Here is a 22,006-nt window from a genome sequence, read left to right on the forward strand (position 1 = left end):
TCTGGTCGTCTCCTGTCTGGCCAAAGTCCTGATCAAGCTAAAGACTTCATGCAGCAAGTCTGTTATTGGTATTTTTAATACCATTAGTCTACGTTGTTTTGACAAGTATTTGGGGCTTCACTGCCCTTGTTACCAGTGAGTAATGGCGTCATTAAGCGGCATTTCTGGTTTTTGCAATCCGTATGTAACGATCAAGTTCATTCAGCGAGTCCTCAAGCTGATCAAATTTGGACACCATTGATCCCGCACGGGCCGGTTTTTTACTGACCTTGTTACTCAAATGCAGGGTAGGATCTTTTAAAACATCGAGATTCAATTCCAGTCCGTGCCTTGAAAGCCGCTCGGCCAGATCGTACCGACGTGCCCACAATTCCTCACGGGTGCGTTGGTAAGCATGCTCGCACAAACGGCGCCGGCTGGCGTAACTGAACGGGTTGGTGAAAAAAAACTCACCATCACCATGTTGGGGTTCAAACAATACAATATCGGCGTTGGGGTAGAGGTGCCCGTAGCGTTCCATGCCGATGTCCATGCGTGAATGGATAATAGATCTGAATGTTTGTGACAGCACCAAGGGCAAACCACCTTCATACAGGCGCGAACCGGGCTGGAAAGCCTTGCCCTTGGCGCGGCGGCGATGGTTTTTGGGGTTCAGCCTGTCATCGTAAGGTACTAGCGGATTCAGACAAATCAGCAGTTCTACGCCTTCCTTCAAAGCGGTGGACGCATGCAGGGTTTTTTTCAGCGCACCGTCCACATAATGCCGGTTGGCAATACGTGTCGGTGGGAACAGGCCTGGCAGCGATGCGGAGGCCTGAACCGCTTTGGAGATTGGAACATCATCAAACCCGGGCATGCCAAAAGGAATCGAATCGCCCGAATCCAGATCAGTGGCCACCAGAATAAGACGGTTGCGCAGGCTTCTGAAATCGTTCGTGCCGCCACCTTTGGCAATCAGGTCGGCCATCCATTCATGTAATTCGTCACCATTGAACAAACCTGTGGGAATTGCAGCCCCCAAGCGTTCAATGCAACTGACCCATGTGGCGTCATCGCGCAAAAAATAATCAGAAACAGCGGTGCCCAGTAAACTAGGTACCTTGCGAAGGCGCATCCAGTACTCTTTCCAGGCTGGGCGCAACAAAATGGAAGGGTCGAAGGCGAGTTCTTCGGGCTCACCTTCAATAAACAACTTGTAGATTTGATGCGGGGTTAGATCGTGGGCCAGACCGGTTGCAACAATGCCTCCAGCGGACACGCCCACATAGACACTCATGTCATTCAGGTCAAGTCCGTCGATGGCCTCGGAGAGTGCTACCAGTGCGCCAATTTCATAAATTGCGCCCAAGGGGCCGCCACCAGCCAAGGCCAACCCGATCTTCGGGCCAGAGTTGTGATTGTTCATGCGAGTTGTGAGCTCCAGCCCCAAAGAGTGTTCGACAAGACCGCCGTTGGCCTTGTCGATTCAGAATTCAATTACTCAGCAGATTTTTTGGTTCGCGCGGTAGTGCGCTTTGCGGTGGTCGCTTTGGTGTCCACTTTTTTGCCAGTCAGTTCGGCAATCGCTGCAGACAATTGGTCAATACGTTCAGAAAGCTGCTGAACGTCCTTGTTGGTAGGAACGCCCAGGCGACCCAAGGCACGAGCAACGCGTTCTTCGAAAACCTGTTCCAGTTTGTCCCAGTGCTGTGTTGCCTTGCTGGATACAGAGCCAGCAAGCTTGCTGACCTTGCCTGTCACTTCAACTACTTTTTGATCTGCAAATTTCACGGTTCGCTCCTGAATTTCATGGCCTTCCTTGACCAGGTTTTCCAAAACACGGTTGCTTTCTTCTTGCGCTTTGGTGATAGCACCCACGCCTGCGGTCCACAATTGTTGTGCGCTGTCTACGGCGCCTTTGATGGGCTTTTTCTTACCGGCCATGTTGTCTCTCCTTGTGATGGCGAAATGGCCCGTTGGGGACCGATGCCTTTTTTGTTTATTGTAGTAGTTTATCGAGGCCACACTAGAGAAGGCACACTAAACCCTACCTCGTGTTTTCCCGTAAGCACGGTGCTGACAAAACATCGTTACAGCCCGCATGGAGTTTGAGAATTTCGGGCGGGCAGTTATAGTAAGCCTTCCAAAGACGTATCTTCCATAAAAAAACCCCACGCGGAGAAGACATACATGAATTATTTTGTGACCGGAGCCACTGGCTTCATCGGTAAACGCTTGGTGAAGCGCTTGGTTGAGCAAAAGCGCAAAGGCACCATTTACTTTCTGATTCGTGAATCAAGCCTGGACAAAGTACCCGAGCTGCAAAAGTATTGGGGTGCCAAAAAAGGACAGTGTGTACCCGTGGTTGGTGACCTCACCAAACCCAAGCTTGGTTTGAAGGCCACCGAGATCAAAGAGCTGAGCAAAAACATTGCCCATTTTTTTCACCTGGCTGCGATCTATGATCTGGCTGCTGATGCGGAAAGCCAGCAGGAAACCAATATCAAGGGCACGGAGAATGCTGTGGATCTCGCCAATGCGATTGGCGCAGGCTGCTTTCAGCTAACGTCCTCGATCGCGGCTGCCGGTCTGTATGAAGGCATCTTCCGTGAAGACATGTTTGAAGAAGCCGAAAACCTGGATCATCCTTACTTTCGTACCAAGCACGATTCTGAAGCGATCGTGCGCAAGAAGATCAAAGGTGCATGGCGTGTGTATCGCCCCGGCTTTGTGGTGGGTGACTCCAAGACTGGTGAGATGGACAAAATTGACGGGCCTTACTACCTGTTCAAGTTGATCCAGAAAATGCGCAAGTTGTTACCATCTTGGGTGCCCACAATTGGCATCGAAGGTGGCCGAATCAACATTGTGCCTGTCGATTTTGTGGTCAATGCCATGGATTACATTGCGCATCAGCCCGATCTGGACGGCAAGGCTTTTCACCTTGTTGACCCGAGCCCGGGCCGAATTGGCGATGTGCTGAACACCTTTGCACGTGCGGCCCATGCGCCAAAAATGGAAATGCGGATTAATGCAGCCATGTTTGGTTTTGTACCTGGTGCGGTGAAAAAAGGCTTGATGAGCCTGACTCCTGTTCGTCGCATTCGCAACGCCCTGCTGAAAGACCTGGCCTTGCCGGAAGAGGTATTTGGTTACATCAATTGGCCAACCCGTTACGATTGCCGCCAAACTTTGGCTGTGCTCGATGGTAGTGGCATTGAGTGTCCGCGACTTGAAGATTACGCTTGGGCAATTTGGGATTACTGGGAGCGTCACCTGGATCCCGATTTGTTCATTGACCGCAGCTTGAACGGCCAGGTGAAAGACAAGGTGGTGCTGATCACGGGTGGTTCATCCGGTATTGGTTTGGCTGCAGCACAGAAATTTGCAGCCGCTGGCGCAATCACTGTAATTTGTGGTCGTGATGAAGAGAAGCTGGCAGAGGCCAAGGCTTTGGTGAAGGCCGACGGTTTTGATCTGCACACCTACTCGGTCGATATTGCGGATATGCAGGATTGCGACCGCTTTGTTGCTCAACTGCTGGCTGACTTCGGTCATGTGGATATTTTGGTGAACAACGCAGGTCGTTCAATTCGGCGTGGTATTGAAAACAGCTTTGATCGTTTCCACGACCTGGAGCGCACCATGCAGTTGAACTACTTCGGTGCCTTGCGTGTTACTTACGGTTTACTGCCAAAAATGATGGAGCGCCGAAAAGGCCACGTGGTGAACATTTCATCGATCGGTGTGTTGACCAATGCGCCCCGTTTCTCAGCCTATGTGGCCTCGAAAGGCGCGCTGGACGCCTGGACGCGTTGTGCTGCTTCCGAGTTCGCCGACTTGAACATCACCTTCACGACCATCAACATGCCGCTGGTGCGTACACCCATGATTGCGCCCACCAAGTTGTACAACAACGTACCAACGCTAAGCCCCGAGCAGGCCGCCGACTTGATTGCGCAGGCGGTCATTCACAAGCCGGTTCGCATTGCTACGCGCCTGGGTGTATTGGGTCAAGTCATGCATGCGCTGATACCGAAACCAGCTCAAATTTTGATGAACACGTCTTTCCGCATGTTCCCGGATTCGGAATCGGCTGCGAAAGGCAAGAAGGGTGGTGGTCCATCCGCAGAACAGGTTGCTTTCTCAACCCTCATGCAAGGTATCCACTTCTAGGCAATCCGCTTAGGCCCGGTTTTCTGCCAAGGGGTAGGCCTGTGCATCTTCTGCAAGCCAGTTGAGAATCAGGTCTTCCGTGGTGGAGTCGTTCAGCAAAGCCACGTGCCCGCAACCGGGCACGGCGGTGTTTTTTCCAAACTCCAGTTTGCTGGATACTGGTGGGCACACAATGTTGTCTTGTGGGCTCCACAGTGACCAAATCTTTTGCTGAAACTCTCTGTCGGTGGGGTGCTCTCGCAGCGTTTTCAAGAAGAAACTTCCCCACGCCATTTGTTTCACATTCTTGCCAATACCCAGGGTAGACAAAGCCGTACCGTAATGCGGGCTGCCAATCGTGATCATGCCCGCAATTCGATGATGACCGTATTCAGTGGCGTGGTAACGCACAGCCACACCGCCCATGCTGTGCGCAATAATTTTCACTTGGGGTGCGCCAGTGGCCACCAACAATTCGTCGATTGCTTCATGAATCGCTTCAGAGTAACTGCGAATAGAGCCAATGGCCGGTTCCAGTGTGATGGCGTGGGTACTAACTTCAGCACGGTCAAGCAGGGCGCGGGTACCTGCCCACACAGCCGAATTGCACAAATAGCCATGCACCAGCAACACAGGCAAAGGCTTTTTCTTGCGCCAGGTTTTACCAGCCAATTGAATACCGTCAGGGTTGGGGGCCCAGGGTTGCAGCAACGTGATCAGTTTGAGCGATGCAATACTTTCAACCAACACTGCTTTAACCCAACGTGCCAGGCTGAGTCGGTGAAACCCTTCACCCTCGGTGCTGTGAAAGTGCAAGCCCTTGTCCCGCACCTGTGGAATTTGGCGAACGCTGTAGGAAAGGGCGAAACCGGAAATGTTGAAACCAACATGTGCCGAGAAAAGAACGCCCACCACCAAGCAAACGGCTGCTACGGCAGCATTGTCGCTTCTAGCACCAAACCAGTGATGAAGAACCCAATACAGGCCGAAAATGACTGAAATGTAGCCAATCCAATACAGTCTGTTCAGGTGGCGAATCATGCTCTTTAAGCCAGTGCGGTGGCGGCTTGGCCAGTCAGTTCTGCGACCAGTTGCTGGCTTAGTTTGTTGGTCAGGCCATAAATAGACAGTTGCGGATTGGCACCAATGCTGGTCGGAAATAGCGAACCGTCGTGAATGGACAGGTTTTCAATTTGCCAGTGGCGACCATCCGGGCGCGCAACGCCCAGCTTTTCCTCGCCAGCCATGGCGCACCCACCCATCACGTGGGCGGAAACCACTTTCATGCTCAGCGGTTTCATGTCAAGCGCGTTGATCTGCTTCAGGGCTTCATCAATATTGTTGGCAGGCTTGGAAAACTCATGCACGGGCAGCGTGCTGAGCGCACCTGCAGCGTGTTGCAACTCAGCCATGGCGACCAAGGCCCGGCGTGCAGCATCCCAAATTGTCGGGGTTAGTTTGTAGTCCAGAACCGGGCTGCCATCGCCGTTCAGGCGCACTTGTCCACCCATACTGCCAGAATTGAAACCGTCGCGCAGCAAGGCCAGTTGCATGTGCGTTTTCGAGAAATTCTTCATGATGTCGGCATGCTTTTTTGCAAAGCCTGGCAGGGTCGAGGCAAAAATTACGGGGTGCAGGGGTGGTGCCTCAAGTTTGAAGCCGACAGGTCCGTCAATCGGATCCGTGTGCAAATAATGGTCGCTGTAAATGGTTTGGGGCGCGCCTGCATCTGCGCGAACTTCCTGCTCCATCATGGCAGCTGAAATGACCACAGGGTGCAAAAAGGTACGTTCGCCCAAGCGATCGTAGGGGTCGCTCGCATTGGAGCGCAGAAGCACGGCCGGACTATTGATCGATCCGCCAGCCAATACAAAATGCCTGGCTGTGATTTCCACTTCTTTGCCTGAAGGCAGTACACCGTCGGCATTCATGACCTGGCAGCGCAGGGTGCGGATTCGACCTTGAGAAATCTTGAAAGAATGGGCACGCAAGGAAGCGATCAGCTCTGCACCGTGATCAAGCGCAGTGGGAATGGTTGAAACCAGCATGGATTGCTTGGCATTGGTCGGGCAACCCATGCCGCAGTAGCCAAGGTTCCAGCAGTCTTTTACATTGCGTCGAATTGCACCCCAGGAAATTCCTTTGGCTTCTGCGCCACGGCGCAGAATGTCGTTGTTTTCATTCGGTGGCACTTGCCAGTCGGCAATGTTCAAGCGTCTTTCTGCTTGTTCAAACCACGGGGCCATGGCTTCCACGGTCATGTCTTTCAGAGCAAACTGGTTTTGCCAGAATGCCAGCGTGTCGGCCGGTGTCCTGAAGCTCGATGTCCAGTTTACGGTGGTGGAACCGCCCACTGTGCGACCCTGCAGAATGTTGATGGCTTTGTCTGCTGTTTTGCGGCCAGCGCTTTCCTGGTACAGCGTGGGATAGGCCACGGATTCCAGCATTTTGAAATCTTTTGAAGTCTTTAGCGGACCTTCCTCGATCAACAACACCTTCAAGCCTGCCTTGGCGCATATTTCAGCGGTAATGCCGCCACCCGCGCCGGTGCCAACGATGACTACATCGGCACTCATTTGCTTGGGCATTTCGCGTTTGTGCGCCTCATAGGCTTTCCAGCCGTTTGCAATGCCTGCTGCAAAAAGGTCGGGCACTAAGGAACCCATGGGTTTGATTTCTTGTTCAGTCATTGGTGAAGGCGAAGGTCAGAGAACTTGGAAAGGCGGGCCGGGGTAGCCCATGTCGGCCCACTGCTCGGGCAGTCCGTACCAGCCAGCCATCATCAGGTCGTGAAGTGCATGGTAGCCGGGTTGAAGGGCTGGAATGGGGTGATCCCGGAAAGACACCAAAAAGGCTTGCACCTGGGCTGGTGTCGCTTGCTCCCAGCTGGTACCCAAATCGGCAATCAGTCTTCGACCAACCGGGTTCTCGAGAATATTCAGCAGTTGACCCAACTCTGCTTGTGCGCTGGCTGCGAGAGTTTTGGTGGCATCTACGAATGCATTCACGGCCGATTCAATGGATTGCGTTCTTCCTGTGGTGGGTAATGCCGGATCCAGCAGACCTTCGGCGATGGCCTTCAGCATCGGTATGTGCTGTTGTTGCACCACAGACTGACCTGCGACCACCTCCACCTTGGCAAAGTGTTTGCCCAACCAACTCAGGCCGCCGGCCAAGAGCAGACCGGCAGCTCCGAATTTAAAAAATTGACGTCTGTTCATGAAGCTTCTGTTTATACCTTGCGGGTCAGCAGTTTGGTCATGAAGGCAAACATTTTGTTGTCATAGGGTGGCGACAACATTTCCATGACATGGAAACGGCTTTGTTTAAAAATCGGCTTCAATTTGGTCATGGTGTCAAAACCAAACTTGCCATGGTAATGGCCCATACCTGAGTCGCCAACGCCGCCAAATGGCAGATTTTCCTGAGCAATATGAAACAGCGTTTCATTCAGGCATACACCACCGGCGATTGTTTGCTTCATCACCATGTCTTGGGTTTTCGATTCATCGTCGAACAAATACAAAGCCAGTGGGCGAGGGCGGTCGTTGATGTAATCAAGCGCCTCATCCAGTCGTTTGTAGGTGATCACCGGCAACACGGGGCCAAAAATCTCTTCCTGCATCAGCATGGAATCGGGCTTGGCGTTGAACACCAAAGTCATTGGAATTTTACGGCCCGGGCTGTCGGCAGTTTTCATGAGTGTTACCACACGCGCACCTTGTTCCGCTGATTCGTCAATTAAACGCTGCAAGCGGGTGGCATGGCGGTCAGAAACAATGCCGGTGAAGTCCTTGGACAGTATTCCCTCCGGGAAACGGCGATCAATAATGGCCTTGGCGTGTGAAATCAATTGCTCTTCGCAGCCTTCCGGAACCATCAGGTAGTCGGGTGCAATACAGGTTTGCCCGGCATTGATCGACTTGCCAGACAATGTGCGTGCAATCGCATTTTCGAAACGGCCCGGGTTGGCCACAGTGGGCGCGGTGATGATTACAGGGCTTTTGCCGCCCAGTTCAAGTGTTACCGGCACCAGGTTTTCACTGGCTGCCTTCATGACCATTTTGCCCACTGGCGTTGAGCCGGTGAACAGCAAATGGTCGAATGGCAGACGGGAAAACTCGGCTGCAACCTCGGGGCCACCATTGATGACCTGTACCACCTCGCGGCCCAGGGCTTTGGCCAGCAGCTCGTCAAGCAGCGCGCTGAAGCGGGGGGTGTACTCGCTCATTTTGATAAAAACACGATTGCCTGCGGTTAACGCGGCAATCATGGGGCCGATAGACAAAAACAAGGGGTAATTCCAGGGCACGATAACGCCCACCACGCCCAAAGGCTGTGGCATCAGGCAGGTGCTGGCCGGCTTGAACCAAATGCTGGCGCCTTCATTGCGAGGCTTCATCCAGCCTTTACCGTGTTTGATGGCGTGGCGAATGCCTTCCAGTGAGGGGAATACTTCTGCCAACAAGGTGTCATTTTTTGAGCGGTAGCCGAAGTCCTCTGAAATGGCTTCAGCAATTCTCAGCTTGTTGTCGTAAATCATGTCGCTCAACGCCATTAGCCAGGCTTTGCGCTGGCTCCATTCCGGGAAGGGGTTGATGCGGTAAGCTTGCTTCAAGGACTCCAAAGTTGCTTTTAGTTCTGCTGCTGTCAATTCTTGGCCGTGTGCTTTGGATGGGGCGTTCATTGTTGTCTCACTCTCCGGTTTAACATTAACGGATGTAAACATAAATTTTGACTATTTTCCATGTCTGATTTGTGCTGCTGTGCAGCAAACGACGTGGAGCTTTACCATTCAACTGCAATTGAATCGCCATGATTGATATTCAAAGTTCACCCCTGGAGTTACAAAAAGCCATCATGGCCCTTCGACAAGGACAGGGGCGTACTGCTGAATTTTTGAGATTAAAAAACGAGATAAAAATATTTCAAAACAGTAGATTGGAAAGTACATATAAGGATTTGCTTGAAGACAAGGGCATGCGTGCAGCCTGTCGTTTTTTCCTCGATCAGCTCTATTGCACCCACGATGTCAGCACGAGGGATCATCAAGTGGAAAGAGTGCTGCCCAAGCTGGAGAAGTTGCTGCCCGCTGGGGCGGTGGATACGGTCAGAAAAGTGATCTATATGGATTATCTCGCCGAGCTTCTGGATGATGAAATAACACTGTTTATCAATGAGAAAGAATTTAATTCTGATAATTCACTTAAAGAAGTTGCCTACATGGAGGCCTTCAGAAAACAGGGGCAATTCGACTTGCGGGAGCAGCAAATTCTGTTGGTTCGAGAGGTGGGTGAATCCTTGCGCAAGTTGATGCGCCTGCCGTTTTTACGGCCACTGATGAAGATGACACGTGGTGCAGCGCAAAAGGCGAATTTAGAGGATTTCCACGATTTTCTAAGTCAAGGGCTAGATGCTTTCGCTTCGCTAGAAAAGCCAACCCTGTTTTTCCAGTTGATTCAAGAACGTGAAATGTCCATTCTGGAAGGGATTCGACAAGGAACCTTGTCGAAATTTCCTTGACTGTGCCTTCCGTGCAGGTACACATCGCAATCGTAGTGCATTAGAATCCATGCTCTTTGATATTCCGGTATTGTTTTCCATCAATACAAAACAGTTGCGAAGCACGGCAGTGCCCACAAGAAGGAGACATTTGTGACAGATAAAGCCTGGATTCAGAGCTACCCACCGGGCGTACCTACGTCGGTTGATTTGGATCAGTACCCCTCTATTCGGGATATTTTTGAGGACGCAAGTCGCAAGTTCGCCGATAAAACCGCATTCAGCAACATGGGTACAGCGCTGACCTACGAGCGCCTGGATTCTTTGACCCGTGATTTCGGTGCCTACCTTCAAAGCTTGCCCGGCATGAAAAAAGGCGACCGTGTCGCCTTCATGATGCCCAATCTGCTGCAATACCCTGTGGCCATGCTTGGCGCAATTCGCGCTGGCTTTGTGGCTGTGAATGTGAATCCGCTTTACACACCCACGGAGCTGGAACACCAGCTGCGGGATTCTGGTGCCAAGGTGATCGTGGTGTTCGAGAATGTGGCCCACACGCTCGAAAAAGTGATCAAAAACACCCCGGTTGAGCACATCGTGCTGGCCTCAATGGGTGAAATGCACGGTTTCTTCAAGCGCGTGTTGCTGAATTTTGTAGTGCGATATGTCAAGAAGTTGGTGCCCGCGTTCAACATTGCCGGGGCCATTACCTTCAAGAAAGCCTTGGCACAAGGGCGCAACAATGAGCTACGCAAGGTCAATATTACCCACGATGATCTTGCGTTTCTGCAGTACACAGGTGGTACCACCGGTGTGGCCAAAGGCGCCATGTTGACTCATGGCAATATTGTGGCCAACTTGCAGCAGGCTTCGGCCTGGCTGAACCAGGACATCGAAGAGGGCAAGGAAATTGCGATTACTGCGCTGCCGATGTACCACATCTTTTGTCTGACAGCGAACATTCTGGTGTTCATCAAGGTGGGCGGGCATTGCCTGCTGATCACCGATCCACGCAATATGAAAACCTTTGTGAAAACTTTGGGCGCAGTGCCTTTCACGGCTTTGACCGGCGTGAATACCCTGTTCAATGGCCTGTTGAATACGCCTGGGTTCGAGCAGGTTGATTTTTCGCATGTGAAGCTGGTGCTGGGTGGTGGCGCTGCCATTGAGCCCGCCGTGGCCGACCGGTGGAAGAAAGTGACAGGCACCAGGCTGTCCGAGGCCTATGGTTTAACCGAGGCTTCGCCGGCCGTGTGTATCAATCCTTTACACGAGGAGTACAACGGATCGATTGGTTTGCCTGTGCCATCCACAGAAGTCACGATTCGCGACGACGATTTCAATGAGTTGCCGGTTGGGCAGGAAGGCGAATTGTGTGTGAAAGGCCCGCAGGTCATGCGCGGTTACTGGAACAAGCCACGCGAAACTGCTGAAATTCTGACGCAGGATGGCTGGTTAAAGACCGGCGACATCGCCTACATGGATGAAAACGGCTACTTTTACATCACCGATCGCAAGAAGGACATGATTCTGGTCTCGGGCTTCAATGTGTACCCCAAAGAGATTGAGGCCGTGGCAACGCTGCTTGGCGGTATTTTTGAAGCAGCTGCTGTTGGTGTACCCGACAGCAAAACCGGTGAGGCCGTGAAGCTGTTTGTGGTTAAAAAAGACCCGGATCTAACGGCGGAGCAGGTCATTGAACACTGTCGTAAACACATGACGGCTTACAAAATTCCACGTCACGTGGAATTCATGAAAGAGCTGCCCAAAAGCCCGGTTGGCAAAGTATTGCGCCGAGAGCTTCGCGACATGGAAAAAAAGCGCTTGCAAGACCAAGACAGCTGATTTTCTGCGTTTTTAGCAGGCAACTACTACCCAACGTTGCCTGTTCCTGAAAAACCCACTATAATTTCGGGTTACCTGCTGCTGCACCACGGGGGTGCGGCGGCTTTTCCAATTGTGGAAAATCCATAGGAGTTAATCAATGCGTCACTATGAAATTGCTTTCATCGTGCATCCCGACCAAAGCGAGCAAGTGCCTGCCATGGTTGAGAAGTATCGTGGAACCATCGAAGCCAACGGCGGCAAAGTACACCGCCACGAAGATTGGGGTCGCCGTCAATTGGCCTACCCAATCCAGAAACTGGCCAAAGCACACTATGTGTTGTTGAACATTGAATGCAGTCAGGAAGTTCTTGAAGAACTGGAAACCGCATTCAAATTCAACGATGCCGTACTGCGTCACTTGACAGTGAAGATGAAAAAAGCTGAAACAGCTCCTTCTCCAATGATGAAGGAAGTTCAGCGTGAGCAAGAGCGCAAAGCTGCTTCTGCCACCGCGTCTGCAAGCGATGACAGTTCCGATTCAGACGAGGGTGACGACGAGTAAATCGTCTTCGCACAACACTGAATCAATGAATCAGGAGGAAGCAGCGGAAAATCCAAACAAGTTTGGGGAAGCGGGAAAAGCTGGTGAGAATCAGTTCAACCTGACCGCCATATTGGTTGCAAAATCAATATTGCGATACACCCCGGCAGGTTTACCCATTTGCGAATTTGAGCTTGAACACGAAAGTGAGCAACTTGAAGCCAGCAAGCCAAGAATGGTGAAGTGCACAGTTTCAGCGGTCGCGCTGGGTGTGGCAGCCAACCAAGTCAACGGCCTGGAAGTGGGGAGCCTGAAAAACTGGTCCGGTTTTATAGCGCTTCGTTCGCACAAATCAAAAAGTCTTCGATTCCATGTTTGCGCAGTGCGCGAATGTTGAAGACTTGAAATAGTTGGAGAATATTATGGCTTTTGGTCGTAAAAATGATCGCAAGGGACGTCGTCCACAACAGAACCCCTTGTTCAAGCGCAAGAAGTTTTGCCGCTTCACAGTGGGCAAGGTAGAGCAAATCGATTACAAAGACATCGACACGCTCAAGGATTTCATCAGCGAAAACGGCAAGATCATGCCCGCTCGTATCACTGGTACCAAGGCGAACTATCAGCGCCAGTTGGACACAGCGATCAAGCGCGCACGTTTCCTGGCTTTGCTGCCTTACACCGACAACCACTAAGCAGTACGGGAGAACACCATGCAAGTAATTCTTCTTGAGAAAATGCCCAATTTGGGTCAACTGGGTGACGTGGTTCGCGTAAAAGACGGCTACGCACGTAACTTCCTGATTCCTTATGGCAAAGCCAAGCGCGCCACAGAATCAGCAATCGCTGAATTCCAGGCACGCCGTGCCGAACTGGAAAAAGCAGCTGCTGAGAAGCTGACTGTTGCCCAGGCCTTGGGCGCGAAGTTGAGCGCGACAACTGTTCAACTGAGCGAAAAAGCTGCTGTGGATGGTCGTTTGTTTGGTTCTGTAACCAACCACGACATCGCCGCTGCCTTGAACGCTTCTGGCTTGAAAGTTGAAAAAGCACAAGTACGCATGCCCAACGGTGCGCTGAAAATTGCTGGCGAGCACACTGTGACTGTTGCCCTGCACCCCGACGTGGTTGTAGACGTGAAAGTAGTTGTGGCTGGCGAAGCTGCTTAAGTAATAAGTTAAGGCAAGTCTTAGGTTTTAGGGCGAATAAGATCCAAGGGTTTGACCGCATTCGGTTATACTTTTTGGTCTGCCTGAACCCACAAAAAAGGTCACCTCAGGGTGGCCTTTTTCTATTGCGAAACTATGTCCGAGAATCGACTTACAGAACAAGAAATGACTGGCTTGCGTGTTCCGCCCCACTCGCTTGAATCAGAGCAATCGGTGGTGGGCGGTCTGCTGCTGGACAACCAGGCCTGGGACAAAATCGGGGATGTGATTCGTGCCGACGATTTTTACCGCTATGATCATCGCGTTATTTTTGAGCACATTGCCAAGCTGATTGACGGCTCCAAACCGGCTGACGTCATCACTGTCTATGAATCGCTGCAGTCTTCCGGCAAGGCCGAAGACGTAGGCGGACTGGCCTATCTGAACACCTTGGCCACCAACACGCCCTCGGCGGCCAACATTCGCCGCTACGCAGAAATTGTGCGCGATCGCGCCGTGCTGCGTAGGCTGATTACGATCAGCGACGACATTGCGACCACTGCGCTCAACCCGCAGGGCAAAGACACCAAAACCATTCTCGATGAGGCTGAAAGCAAGATTTTCAAGATCGCTGAAGATGGCGCGCGAGGTGCTGGGGGCTTTCAAGACCTTCAGCCTGTGCTCAGTAAAGTGGTGGAGAGAATTGATGAACTGTATCATCGCGACAGCACCAGTGACATCACCGGTATTTCTACTGGTTTCGTAGACCTTGATGGCAAAACATCAGGCTTGCAGCCCGGTGACTTGATTATTGTGGCTGGAAGACCCTCAATGGGGAAGACAGCATTCAGCTTGAACATCGGCGAACACGTGGCTGTAGAAGAGGGTCATGCAGTGGCTGTGTTCTCCATGGAAATGGGCGCCACCCAATTGGCGATGCGTTTGTTGGGTTCCGTTGGTCGTTTGGATCAACACCGCCTAAGAACCGGGCGATTGACGGATGAAGATTGGCCACGACTGACCTACGCAGTCGAGAAGATGCAGAATGCGCAATTGTTTATTGATGAAACGCCCGCCTTGTCGTCCATGGAAGTGCGCGCCCGTTGCCGTCGCTTGGCACGCCAATGTGGTCAGCTTGGTTTGGTGATCATCGACTATTTGCAATTGATGGGCTCTTCCTCTCCTGGGGAAAACCGTGCCACCGAGATTTCAGAAATTTCACGTTCATTGAAAGGTTTGGCGAAAGAATTGAATTGCCCGGTCATCGCACTTTCGCAGTTGAACCGCTCGCTGGAACAGCGACCAAACAAGCGCCCGGTGATGAGTGACTTGCGGGAATCAGGCGCGATTGAACAAGATGCTGACGTTATTTTGTTTATTTACCGCGATGAGGTTTACAACCCCGATTCACCCGACAAAGGCACGGCTGAAATTATTATCGGCAAGCAGCGTAACGGACCTATTGGTACGGTGCGCGTAACCTTCCTGGGTATGTACACCAAGTTTGAGAACTACGCAGGGATGCAGCCCGAGGGCGATTAAGGCTTCTTGTGACATCCGAGCTTTGGTCGGTTTGAATGCCATATCACCCCGCCTGAAGCAAGGCGTTGCGACTTCGCGAATGCATTAATAGGGCATGCAATTTCTTACATGCCCATCAATACGTCAAAGGTTATCTGACGCAAAATCAGCCAACCTTGAACGCTCACCACGCTGCAGTGTGATGTGTCCCGCATGTGGCCAGCCCTTGAAGCGATCCACCACATAGGTAAGGCCTGAAGAACCCTCGGTCAGGTATGGCGTATCGATCTGCGCCAGGTTACCCAGACAAATTACCTTTGTGCCGGGGCCTGCCCGGGTAATCAGGGTTTTCATTTGTTTGGGGGACAGGTTTTGCGCTTCATCAATAATCAAAAACTTGTTGATGAACGTACGGCCGCGCATGAAGTTCATCGACTTAATCCGGATCTTTGTGCGGATCAAATCGGTGGTCGCCGAACGGCCCCAATCGCCACTGCTGGGGTCGGGTTTGTTGAGCACTTCCAGATTGTCTTCAAATGCGCCCATCCAGGGGGCCATTTTTTCCTCTTCTGTACCCGGCAAGAAGCCAATGTCTTCACCCACCGGTACAGTGGCACGGGTCACAATAATTTCGGAGTACTGTTTACTTTCAAGTACTTGCGACAAACCTGCGGCCAAGGCCAGCAGGGTTTTGCCGGTGCCGGCCTGGCCCAACAGGGTTACGAAATCGCATTCTGGGTTCATCAACAGGTTCAGCGCGAAGTTTTGTTCGCGGTTGCGCGCAGTAATGCCCCACACGCTGTTTTTGTTGTGACTGAAGTCGCGCAGTGTTTTCAGCACGGCGGTGCGGCCGCTTACTTCAAGCACCTGAGCGATCAGTGGAATGCCAGTTTCGCAATACACAAACTGGTTCACCATCATGTCTTTCACGGCGGGACCGCTGATGCGGTAGAAGGTACTGCCACCTTGCTGCCAGCTTTCAATGCCTTTGCTGTTCTTTTCCCAGAAGTCCGAGGGCAATTCCATGATGCCTGAGTACAGCAGGTCACGGTCTTCCAACACCTGGTCATTGAAGTAATCTTCGGCCAGCAAACCCAGGGCGCGGGCCTTGATGCGCATGTTGATGTCTTTGGAAACCAACGCCACTTCGCGTTCAGGGTGTAGTTTGCTCAGCGCAAACACCACACCCAAAATTTGATTGTCGGCTTTGCCCACTGGCAGTGTCTTGGGCAGTTCGGCAGACAGCTCGGTGGTTTGAACCAGCAGGCGACCCAAAGCGTCCACATTGCCCAAACGGTCTAGTGCCACACCTTTTTCGATGTCCTCGATGTTCTCCATCAAGGCGTCCAGCGAACGGCTTACTTGCCGTGCGTGGCGGGCTACTTCGGACATGCCTTTCTTGTGGTTATCCAGTTCTTCAAGCGTAATCAACGGTAAAAACACGTCGTGCTCTTCGAAGCGGAACAGCGATGTGGGATCGTGCATCAACACGTTGGTGTCGAGTACGAAAATCTTTTTGCCGGTCAAAGAAACCTGGCGCTTGCTTTTGGCGATTGGCGTGGCAGTGGGCTTGCGCGCCTTGCCCGAAGCCGCAGCCGGTATGTTTCGTGTGCGGTTTGTTTCGGGTGCTTTCGCAGTCACTGTGTTATCTGCGGCCAAAGTCAAAGGTGCTTTGCCTGCCGAAGATGCGTTGTCTGAAACTTCTGTTTTCTTGGTCGGCTTTCTGGGTTTGGGCGCCGTGATTGGAGGAATTTCGTTCAGTGTGGTTGCGGGTTTGCTGGGTTCTTTGGGAAGTGGCATTGTCAACGATCTGAAGTAAGAAGCTCATAAATCGCGCGGGGTCGTCACTCCTGCGCCCGTGGAGATATTAGTCCCCGATTGTGCGTACAAAGTCAAGCACAGCTTGCGCATGGCCCGGCACCTTCAAGCCGCGCCACTCCTGCACAAGAATGCCTTTCTTGTTGATTACAAAGGTACTTCTTTCAACGCCACGCACTTGTTTTCCGTACATGTTTTTCATTTTCATCACGTCGAAAATTGTGCATACCTTCTCGTCCGGATCTGAAATCAATTCAAACGGCATTTCCAGTTTGGCTTTGAAGTTTTCATGCGATTTCATGGAATCGCGTGAAACACCAAAAACAAGGCAGTCAGCTTTTAAAAACTCGGGGTGTAGGTCGCGAAAGTTTTCGCCCTCGGTGGTGCAGCCTGGCGTGCTGTCTTTGGGATAAAAGTAAATGACCAGGTTTTTGCCAGCGTGGGCTGACAGGGTAAAATCGGCGCCGCCTGTGCAAGCTGCTGAAAAATCAGGCACTTTGCTGTTAACTTCAAGTGACACGGTACTGCTCCCTGAGGTGTGTTGTTTGTGCGTGTGAGATTCAGTATAACCACAGCTTTTGACAGCAAAATGCAGGGAGTGTCAGGAACGCGCCAAAAGCGCCACACCCAGTACGATCACCCCGATTGCCACCCAGCGTTGCAGGCTGACGGGTTCATTCAAAAAATATTGTGCCGCAAAGGCGTTGATCACATACCCAATTGCCAGCATGGGGTACGCCAGCGTGACGTCGACTCGCGACAGCGCCATCAGCCAAATGAGCAGTGAAAATCCGTAGCAAAACAGCCCCAGAATCATTGGCCACTGAAGAAACAGGGCCGACATGGCACCCAGGCTAAGCGCACTGGATGCCTCGATCACCCCCACTTTGTTGGTGGCCATTTTCAACAACAGTTGGGCCAGTGCATTCAAAATGACGCCCGAGAGCACCAGCATTGCAGCGTAGGTGGTCATAGCAGAATCGCGGCAATCACATGCCGGCCCTCACCGATCAAAATATTGTAGGTGCGGCAGGCAGCCTGGCTGTCCATGTATTCGACCGGGCAGCGCTTGTTGGCAAAAAACTTGCGAATGTCCATGCCAGGAAACACCTGTTTGGCGCCCGTGCCTATTAGCAGCACTTCCATGCTTTCAGGGCACTGCGTGTATAGCCACTCGCAGTGGGCCAATTCCAGTGGGCCCGAGCCCGTGTTTTCCCAAATTCTGGGGGTGAAATCGGTGCCGAACACCACGCTTTCAGTTTGAAGCCTGCCGCTGATCACGACACCTTCTTCGTCATACCGCTGAACGACGAATTGATTGTCGAGCGATTCAGGTTGAAATTTCATTCGAAAGATGCTCCAGGATGGGGCCAAAGCCTAGCAGGCACTGGCCTAAACGGTTAAATTATAAGACTTTGCGCGAGCAAAAGAATAAGCACATTAATAACCACCACAACAATCCACACACAGGTCGACATGAAACCCATTCTCAAATCTGCCAAGCTGGCCAATGTTTGCTACGACATCCGCGGACCGGTGATGCAGCGAGCGCGCCAGTTGGAAGAGGAAGGGCACCGAATCCTGAAGCTGAACATCGGTAATCTGGCTCCCTTCGGTTTCGAGGCGCCCGATGAAGTTCGGCAAGACGTAATCATGAACCTGGGCGACGCCTCGGGCTACAGTGATAGCAAAGGTTTGTTTGCTGCGCGCAAGGCCATCATGCATTACACCCAGCAAAAGAAAATCAAGGGTGTAACGCTCGACGACATCATAGTGGGCAACGGTGTGTCCGAGCTGATCGTGATGAGCATGCAGGGCTTGCTGAACAACGGCGACGAAGTGCTGGTGCCCGCGCCTGATTACCCTTTGTGGACCGCCGCTGTGAGTATTTCCGGTGGCACGCCACGCCATTATCTGTGCGATGAGCAAAGCGACTGGTATCCCGATACTAAGCACCTGCGTAGCCTGATCAATGAAAAAACCAAGGCCATGGTGATCATCAACCCCAACAACCCCACGGGTGCTTTGTACCCCGAGGAGGTGTTGCAAGAGCTGGTGCAAATCGCCCGTGAACACCAACTGATCATTTTTGCAGACGAAATCTACGACAAAATGTTGTACGACGGTGCCGAGCACACGTCCATCGCGTCGTTGGCCGACGATGTGCTGTTTATCACCATGAATGGCTTGTCCAAAAACTACCGTGCCTGTGGTTACCGGGCTGGGTGGATGGTTATTTCTGGCGACAAACGCCACGCCACAGATTACATCGACGGCCTGGGCATCATGGCCTCCATGCGTCTGTGTGCTAACGTGCCAGGGCAGTACGCCATCCAAACTTCGCTGGGTGGCTACCAAAGCATCAACGATTTGGTGGGTCCCGGTGGGCGCCTTACCCGTCAGCGTGATCTGGCTTACGACCTGATGACTTCCATTCCCGGCGTTACCTGCGTGAAGCCAAAGGCTGCTCTGTACCTATTCCCGCGGCTAGATCCAAAAATTTACCCCATCAAGAATGACCAGCGCTTTGTGCTGGAGTTGTTGGAGGCTGAAAAGGTGCTGGTGGTGCAGGGCACGGGCTTTAATTGGATTAATCCGGATCATTTCCGGGTGGTTTTCCTACCCAACACCGATGATTTGACGGACGCAGTTGGTAGAATTGCACGCTTCCTGGAAAGTTATCGAAAACAACACCTTGGCTGATTTAAAAATGAACAAACCTCTACGAGTGGCCCTACTGGGTTTGGGTACTGTCGGTTCCGGCACTTTCAATGTGCTGAAAGACAATGCGAGTGAAATTGAACGCCGTGTGGGGTTTCCCATTCAGATCAAAGTCATCGCTGACCTGAACACTGAAAAAGCCCGTGAACTGGCTGGCCCAGGCGTTGAGGTGCTGGGTGACGCGTTTGAAGCGGTCAAGCGCGACGACATCGATGTGGTGGTCGAACTGATTGGCGGCTACACCATTGCGAAGCAACTGGTACTGGCTGCGATTAATGCTGGCAAGCATGTGGTTACGGCCAACAAGGCTTTGCTGGCAGTGCATGGCGATGAAATTTTTGCAGCGGCTGAAGCCAACAACGTGATGGTGGCTTTTGAAGCGGCCGTCGCCGGTGGCATACCGGTCATCAAGGCTGTCAAGGAAGGTTTGGCCGCCAATAAAATCGAATATGTGGCTGGCATTATCAACGGCACTTGCAACTTCATTTTGTCGGAAATGCGGGACAAAGGCCTGCCTTTTGCTGAAGTGCTGGCGCAAGCCCAGGCGTTTGGCTATGCCGAAGCGGACCCCACTTTTGACATTGAAGGGGTGGATGCCGCCCACAAGATCAGCCTGCTGAGTTCACTGGCTTTTGGCGTGCCCGTGCAGTTTGAGAAAGCTTACATTGAAGGCATTACCAAGCTGACCAAAGAAGACATTCAGTTTGCTGAGCAACTGGGCTACCGCGTGAAATTGTTGGGCATCGCCAAACGTACTGATCAAGGTGTTGAGTTGCGCGTGCACCCAACCCTGATTCCCGGCAAGCGCCTGATCGCCAATGTGGAAGGTGTCATGAATGCGGTGTTGGTGAAAGCCAATGCGGTGGGCCCAACCCTGTACTACGGCGCTGGCGCTGGCAGTTTACCGACGGCCTCGGCGGTGGTTGCCGACTTGATCGAAATTGCACGCTCAAGCCAAGCCCCTTTGGCCAGCCGTGTGCCGGTTCTGGCTTTCCAGAAAGCGGGCATTCAAAACCTTGAAGTGTTGCCCATGGAAAAGGTGGTTACGGCCTTCTACCTGCGCTTGGCTGTGGACGACAAGCCCGGCGTTTTGGCCGAAGTCACCCGTTTGCTGGCTGACAATCAAATCTCAATTGAAGCCATGATTCAACGCCAGGCCACCAGCGAAAAAGAAACCGCTGAAATTGTGTTGTTGACCCACCGCTGTGTGGAAGGTGATGTGAACAAGGCCATCGCCAAGATCGAGGCTTTGGACAGCGTGCATGGCCCCTTGACCCGAATTCGCGTAGAGGACTTGAGCTGAAATGAAATACTTCAGCAGCCGTGGGGGCATGGAACCCCAAGATTTTTCTGAAATTTTGCTGGAAGGTTTGGCTCCCGATGGTGGCCTGGCCGTGCCCGAGTTTTATCCGCAAGTGGCTTTGCATGTGTTGGAAAGCTGGAAGACTCTGAGCTATGGTGAACTGGCATTCGAGGTGTTGAAGCCTTATGCCACTGACATTCCTGAAGCCGACCTGAAAGCGCTGACCACCAAAACCTACACCAAGGCGGTGTATGGCACAGAAGAAATTACGCCAGTGCGCGAGCTGTTCGATGGCATGAAGGTCTTGGAGCTTTCCAATGGCCCCACACTGGCCTTTAAAGACATGGCCATGCAATTGCTGGGAAACTTGTTTGAATACCAGCTGGCTCGCACCAACCGTGAATTGAATATCTTGGGCGCGACCAGTGGTGACACCGGTTCTGCTGCTGAATACGCCATGCGCGGCAAGAAGGGTGTGCGCGTGTTCATGCTCAGCCCCTTGGGCAAAATGAGTGCATTTCAGCGCGCCCAAATGTACAGCCTGCAAGACCCGAATATCTTCAACATTGCGATTGAAGGCCTCTTTGATGATTGCCAGGACATTGTGAAGGCAGTCAGCGAAGACCTTGAATACAAGGCACGCCAGAAAATTGGTACGGTGAACTCGATCAACTGGGGCCGCATTTCCGCCCAGGTGGTTTATTACTTTAATGCCTACCTTCGCACTGCCGAGAAAATTGGCGATCCGGTTAGTTTTGCAGTGCCATCAGGTAACTTTGGCAATGTCTTGGCTGGTCATATTGCACGTCAAATGGGTTTGCCCATTCGCAAGCTGATTGTGGCCACCAACGAAAACAATGTGCTGGATGAATTCTTTAAAACCGGTGTTTACCGGCCAAGAAAGTCGGCTGAAACGTACATCACTTCCAGCCCATCCATGGACATTTCCAAAGCCTCGAACTTCGAGCGCTTTGTCTATGACCTGTTGGGCCGCGACCCCAAGGCCTTGAAAGCCCTGTGGCAAGATTTGGCAGCCAACGGTCAGTTCGATCTTTCCGAAGACCCACGTTTCAAGCGGGTTGAGGAAGACTTTGGTTTTCAGTCAGGTTCTTCGAACCATCAAAATCGTCTGGACACCATCAAGGAAGTTTTTGCCCGCACGGGTACCTTGATTGATACCCACACGGCCGACGCTGTGAAAGTGGCGCGAAATCTGGTGGAGCCCGGCGTACCCATGGTGATTCTTGAGACCGCCCTGGCGGTGAAGTTTGCCGAAACCATTGAAGAAGCCACGGGACAAACACCTCCGGTGCCCGCGCAGTTTCAGGGCATCGAAAAGTTGCCACAGCGGGTCGTTGAAATGCCTATATCCGTGGAGCAGGTCAAGGCTTTTATTGCCGAGAACACCGGGCTTTAAGCGAGATAAGCTTGGTTTTCAAACAATCGTTTGCCTGCAAGTAATAGGGTTTACCTAACTTGCAGGTCAAAGCGGAATCA

General features: G+C 52.2%; 21 protein-coding genes. 11 read left to right on the forward strand and 10 right to left on the reverse strand.

Going from position 1 to position 22,006, the window contains the following annotated elements; all coding sequences use genetic code 11:
* Nucleotides 1–151: 151 nt before the first annotated feature.
* Nucleotides 152–1,405: a patatin family protein gene (locus tag B4N58_RS09445; RefSeq protein ID WP_008249860.1), complete on the reverse strand. Its 1,254-nt coding sequence runs from the start codon at nucleotides 1,403–1,405 to the stop codon at nucleotides 152–154.
* A 71-nt stretch (nucleotides 1,406–1,476) separates the two neighbouring features.
* Nucleotides 1,477–1,923 carry a phasin family protein gene (locus B4N58_RS09450; RefSeq protein ID WP_008249861.1) on the reverse strand — a complete coding sequence of 149 codons (447 nt, stop codon included), beginning with the start codon at nucleotides 1,921–1,923 and terminating at the stop codon, nucleotides 1,477–1,479.
* Nucleotides 1,924–2,169: 246 nt separating this feature from the next.
* On the opposite strand from B4N58_RS09450, the gene B4N58_RS09455 reads away from it, so the two are divergent.
* A complete protein-coding gene (locus B4N58_RS09455; RefSeq protein ID WP_291748545.1) occupies nucleotides 2,170–4,155 on the forward strand; it encodes an SDR family oxidoreductase in 1,986 nt (661 codons plus the stop codon).
* A gap of 9 nt (nucleotides 4,156–4,164) precedes the next feature.
* Here B4N58_RS09455 and B4N58_RS09460 read toward each other — a convergent pair whose 3' ends face one another.
* The 4 genes from B4N58_RS09460 to B4N58_RS09475 are packed head-to-tail and all read right to left on the reverse strand — an operon-like array spanning nucleotide 4,165 to nucleotide 8,821.
* On the reverse strand, nucleotides 4,165–5,175 hold the full coding sequence (locus B4N58_RS09460) for an alpha/beta fold hydrolase (protein ID WP_291748548.1): 1,011 nt from the start codon (nucleotides 5,173–5,175) through the stop codon (nucleotides 4,165–4,167).
* A 5-nt stretch (nucleotides 5,176–5,180) separates the two neighbouring features.
* The gene (locus B4N58_RS09465) at nucleotides 5,181–6,824 is read right to left on the reverse strand and encodes a GMC family oxidoreductase (protein WP_291748550.1); all 1,644 of its coding nucleotides are present in this window, start codon (nucleotides 6,822–6,824) and stop codon (nucleotides 5,181–5,183) included.
* A gap of 15 nt (nucleotides 6,825–6,839) precedes the next feature.
* Nucleotides 6,840–7,355, reverse strand: a complete 516-nt coding sequence (locus B4N58_RS09470) for a hypothetical protein (RefSeq protein ID WP_008249870.1) — start codon at nucleotides 7,353–7,355, stop codon at nucleotides 6,840–6,842.
* A gap of 11 nt (nucleotides 7,356–7,366) precedes the next feature.
* Nucleotides 7,367–8,821: a coniferyl aldehyde dehydrogenase gene (locus B4N58_RS09475; RefSeq protein ID WP_291748555.1), complete on the reverse strand. Its 1,455-nt coding sequence runs from the start codon at nucleotides 8,819–8,821 to the stop codon at nucleotides 7,367–7,369.
* Nucleotides 8,822–8,949: 128 nt separating this feature from the next.
* Between B4N58_RS09475 and B4N58_RS09480 the strand changes: the two genes are divergently transcribed.
* From B4N58_RS09480 to B4N58_RS09510, 7 genes are all read left to right on the forward strand, one after another.
* Nucleotides 8,950–9,657, forward strand: a complete 708-nt coding sequence (locus B4N58_RS09480; RefSeq protein ID WP_291748558.1) for an FFLEELY motif protein — start codon at nucleotides 8,950–8,952, stop codon at nucleotides 9,655–9,657.
* Between the two features lie 132 nt (nucleotides 9,658–9,789).
* A complete protein-coding gene (locus tag B4N58_RS09485; protein WP_291748561.1) occupies nucleotides 9,790–11,481 on the forward strand; it encodes an AMP-binding protein in 1,692 nt (563 codons plus the stop codon).
* Between the two features lie 139 nt (nucleotides 11,482–11,620).
* Nucleotides 11,621–12,025 carry a 30S ribosomal protein S6 gene (gene rpsF / locus B4N58_RS09490; protein WP_008249875.1) on the forward strand — a complete coding sequence of 135 codons (405 nt, stop codon included), beginning with the start codon at nucleotides 11,621–11,623 and terminating at the stop codon, nucleotides 12,023–12,025.
* A 25-nt stretch (nucleotides 12,026–12,050) separates the two neighbouring features.
* Entirely contained in the window at nucleotides 12,051–12,401 is a 351-nt protein-coding gene (gene priB, locus B4N58_RS09495; protein WP_008249876.1) for a primosomal replication protein N, read from the forward strand.
* A gap of 25 nt (nucleotides 12,402–12,426) precedes the next feature.
* The gene (gene rpsR / locus B4N58_RS09500) at nucleotides 12,427–12,696 is read left to right on the forward strand and encodes a 30S ribosomal protein S18 (protein ID WP_008249877.1); all 270 of its coding nucleotides are present in this window, start codon (nucleotides 12,427–12,429) and stop codon (nucleotides 12,694–12,696) included.
* 18 nt (nucleotides 12,697–12,714) lie between these two features.
* Nucleotides 12,715–13,167 carry a 50S ribosomal protein L9 gene (gene rplI / locus B4N58_RS09505; protein ID WP_291748568.1) on the forward strand — a complete coding sequence of 151 codons (453 nt, stop codon included), beginning with the start codon at nucleotides 12,715–12,717 and terminating at the stop codon, nucleotides 13,165–13,167.
* Between the two features lie 135 nt (nucleotides 13,168–13,302).
* On the forward strand, nucleotides 13,303–14,688 hold the full coding sequence (locus tag B4N58_RS09510) for a replicative DNA helicase (RefSeq protein ID WP_008249881.1): 1,386 nt from the start codon (nucleotides 13,303–13,305) through the stop codon (nucleotides 14,686–14,688).
* A 123-nt stretch (nucleotides 14,689–14,811) separates the two neighbouring features.
* Here B4N58_RS09510 and B4N58_RS09515 read toward each other — a convergent pair whose 3' ends face one another.
* From B4N58_RS09515 to B4N58_RS09535, 4 genes are all read right to left on the reverse strand, one after another.
* Nucleotides 14,812–16,467: a PhoH family protein gene (locus B4N58_RS09515; protein ID WP_306482221.1), complete on the reverse strand. Its 1,656-nt coding sequence runs from the start codon at nucleotides 16,465–16,467 to the stop codon at nucleotides 14,812–14,814.
* A 67-nt stretch (nucleotides 16,468–16,534) separates the two neighbouring features.
* On the reverse strand, nucleotides 16,535–17,005 hold the full coding sequence (locus tag B4N58_RS09525; RefSeq protein ID WP_291748577.1) for a peroxiredoxin: 471 nt from the start codon (nucleotides 17,003–17,005) through the stop codon (nucleotides 16,535–16,537).
* 81 nt (nucleotides 17,006–17,086) lie between these two features.
* Nucleotides 17,087–17,458, reverse strand: a complete 372-nt coding sequence (locus B4N58_RS09530; RefSeq protein WP_008249889.1) for an SMR family transporter — start codon at nucleotides 17,456–17,458, stop codon at nucleotides 17,087–17,089.
* Nucleotides 17,455–17,832 (reverse strand): Mth938-like domain-containing protein, encoded by a 378-nt coding sequence (locus B4N58_RS09535; protein ID WP_291748580.1) that lies wholly within the window; start codon nucleotides 17,830–17,832, stop codon nucleotides 17,455–17,457. The genes B4N58_RS09530 and B4N58_RS09535 overlap by 4 nt, the downstream gene beginning before the upstream one ends.
* Nucleotides 17,833–17,961: 129 nt before the next feature.
* On the opposite strand from B4N58_RS09535, the gene B4N58_RS09540 reads away from it, so the two are divergent.
* The 3 genes from B4N58_RS09540 to thrC are packed head-to-tail and all read left to right on the forward strand — an operon-like array spanning nucleotide 17,962 to nucleotide 21,926.
* Nucleotides 17,962–19,188, forward strand: a complete 1,227-nt coding sequence (locus tag B4N58_RS09540; RefSeq protein WP_008249892.1) for a pyridoxal phosphate-dependent aminotransferase — start codon at nucleotides 17,962–17,964, stop codon at nucleotides 19,186–19,188.
* A 7-nt stretch (nucleotides 19,189–19,195) separates the two neighbouring features.
* Entirely contained in the window at nucleotides 19,196–20,509 is a 1,314-nt protein-coding gene (locus B4N58_RS09545) for a homoserine dehydrogenase (RefSeq protein ID WP_040512788.1), read from the forward strand.
* A gap of 1 nt (nucleotide 20,510) precedes the next feature.
* A complete protein-coding gene (gene thrC, locus B4N58_RS09550) occupies nucleotides 20,511–21,926 on the forward strand; it encodes a threonine synthase (RefSeq protein ID WP_291748585.1) in 1,416 nt (471 codons plus the stop codon).
* The last annotated feature ends 80 nt before the right edge of the window (nucleotides 21,927–22,006 follow it).

This window comes from Limnobacter sp. UBA3528 (assembly GCF_002377005.1).
GTDB lineage: Bacteria > Pseudomonadota > Gammaproteobacteria > Burkholderiales > Burkholderiaceae_B > Limnobacter.

Coding starts and splice junctions, on each gene's coding strand:
- B4N58_RS09455 (WP_291748545.1), top strand. CDS start 2,170: ATGAATTATTTTGTGACCGGAGCCACTGGCTTCATCGGTAAACGCTTG.
- B4N58_RS09540 (WP_008249892.1), top strand. CDS start 17,962: ATGAAACCCATTCTCAAATCTGCCAAGCTGGCCAATGTTTGCTACGAC.
- priB (WP_008249876.1), top strand. CDS start 12,051: ATGAATCAGGAGGAAGCAGCGGAAAATCCAAACAAGTTTGGGGAAGCG.
- rplI (WP_291748568.1), top strand. CDS start 12,715: ATGCAAGTAATTCTTCTTGAGAAAATGCCCAATTTGGGTCAACTGGGT.
- B4N58_RS09475 (WP_291748555.1), bottom strand. CDS start 8,821: ATGAACGCCCCATCCAAAGCACACGGCCAAGAATTGACAGCAGCAGAA.
- B4N58_RS09470 (WP_008249870.1), bottom strand. CDS start 7,355: ATGAACAGACGTCAATTTTTTAAATTCGGAGCTGCCGGTCTGCTCTTG.
- rpsR (WP_008249877.1), top strand. CDS start 12,427: ATGGCTTTTGGTCGTAAAAATGATCGCAAGGGACGTCGTCCACAACAG.
- B4N58_RS09515 (WP_306482221.1), bottom strand. CDS start 16,467: ATGCCACTTCCCAAAGAACCCAGCAAACCCGCAACCACACTGAACGAA.
- B4N58_RS09460 (WP_291748548.1), bottom strand. CDS start 5,175: ATGATTCGCCACCTGAACAGACTGTATTGGATTGGCTACATTTCAGTC.
- B4N58_RS09535 (WP_291748580.1), bottom strand. CDS start 17,832: ATGAAATTTCAACCTGAATCGCTCGACAATCAATTCGTCGTTCAGCGG.
- B4N58_RS09445 (WP_008249860.1), bottom strand. CDS start 1,405: ATGAACAATCACAACTCTGGCCCGAAGATCGGGTTGGCCTTGGCTGGT.
- B4N58_RS09465 (WP_291748550.1), bottom strand. CDS start 6,824: ATGACTGAACAAGAAATCAAACCCATGGGTTCCTTAGTGCCCGACCTT.
- thrC (WP_291748585.1), top strand. CDS start 20,511: ATGAAATACTTCAGCAGCCGTGGGGGCATGGAACCCCAAGATTTTTCT.
- B4N58_RS09480 (WP_291748558.1), top strand. CDS start 8,950: ATGATTGATATTCAAAGTTCACCCCTGGAGTTACAAAAAGCCATCATG.
- B4N58_RS09450 (WP_008249861.1), bottom strand. CDS start 1,923: ATGGCCGGTAAGAAAAAGCCCATCAAAGGCGCCGTAGACAGCGCACAA.
- B4N58_RS09545 (WP_040512788.1), top strand. CDS start 19,196: ATGAACAAACCTCTACGAGTGGCCCTACTGGGTTTGGGTACTGTCGGT.
- B4N58_RS09530 (WP_008249889.1), bottom strand. CDS start 17,458: ATGACCACCTACGCTGCAATGCTGGTGCTCTCGGGCGTCATTTTGAAT.
- B4N58_RS09510 (WP_008249881.1), top strand. CDS start 13,303: ATGTCCGAGAATCGACTTACAGAACAAGAAATGACTGGCTTGCGTGTT.
- rpsF (WP_008249875.1), top strand. CDS start 11,621: ATGCGTCACTATGAAATTGCTTTCATCGTGCATCCCGACCAAAGCGAG.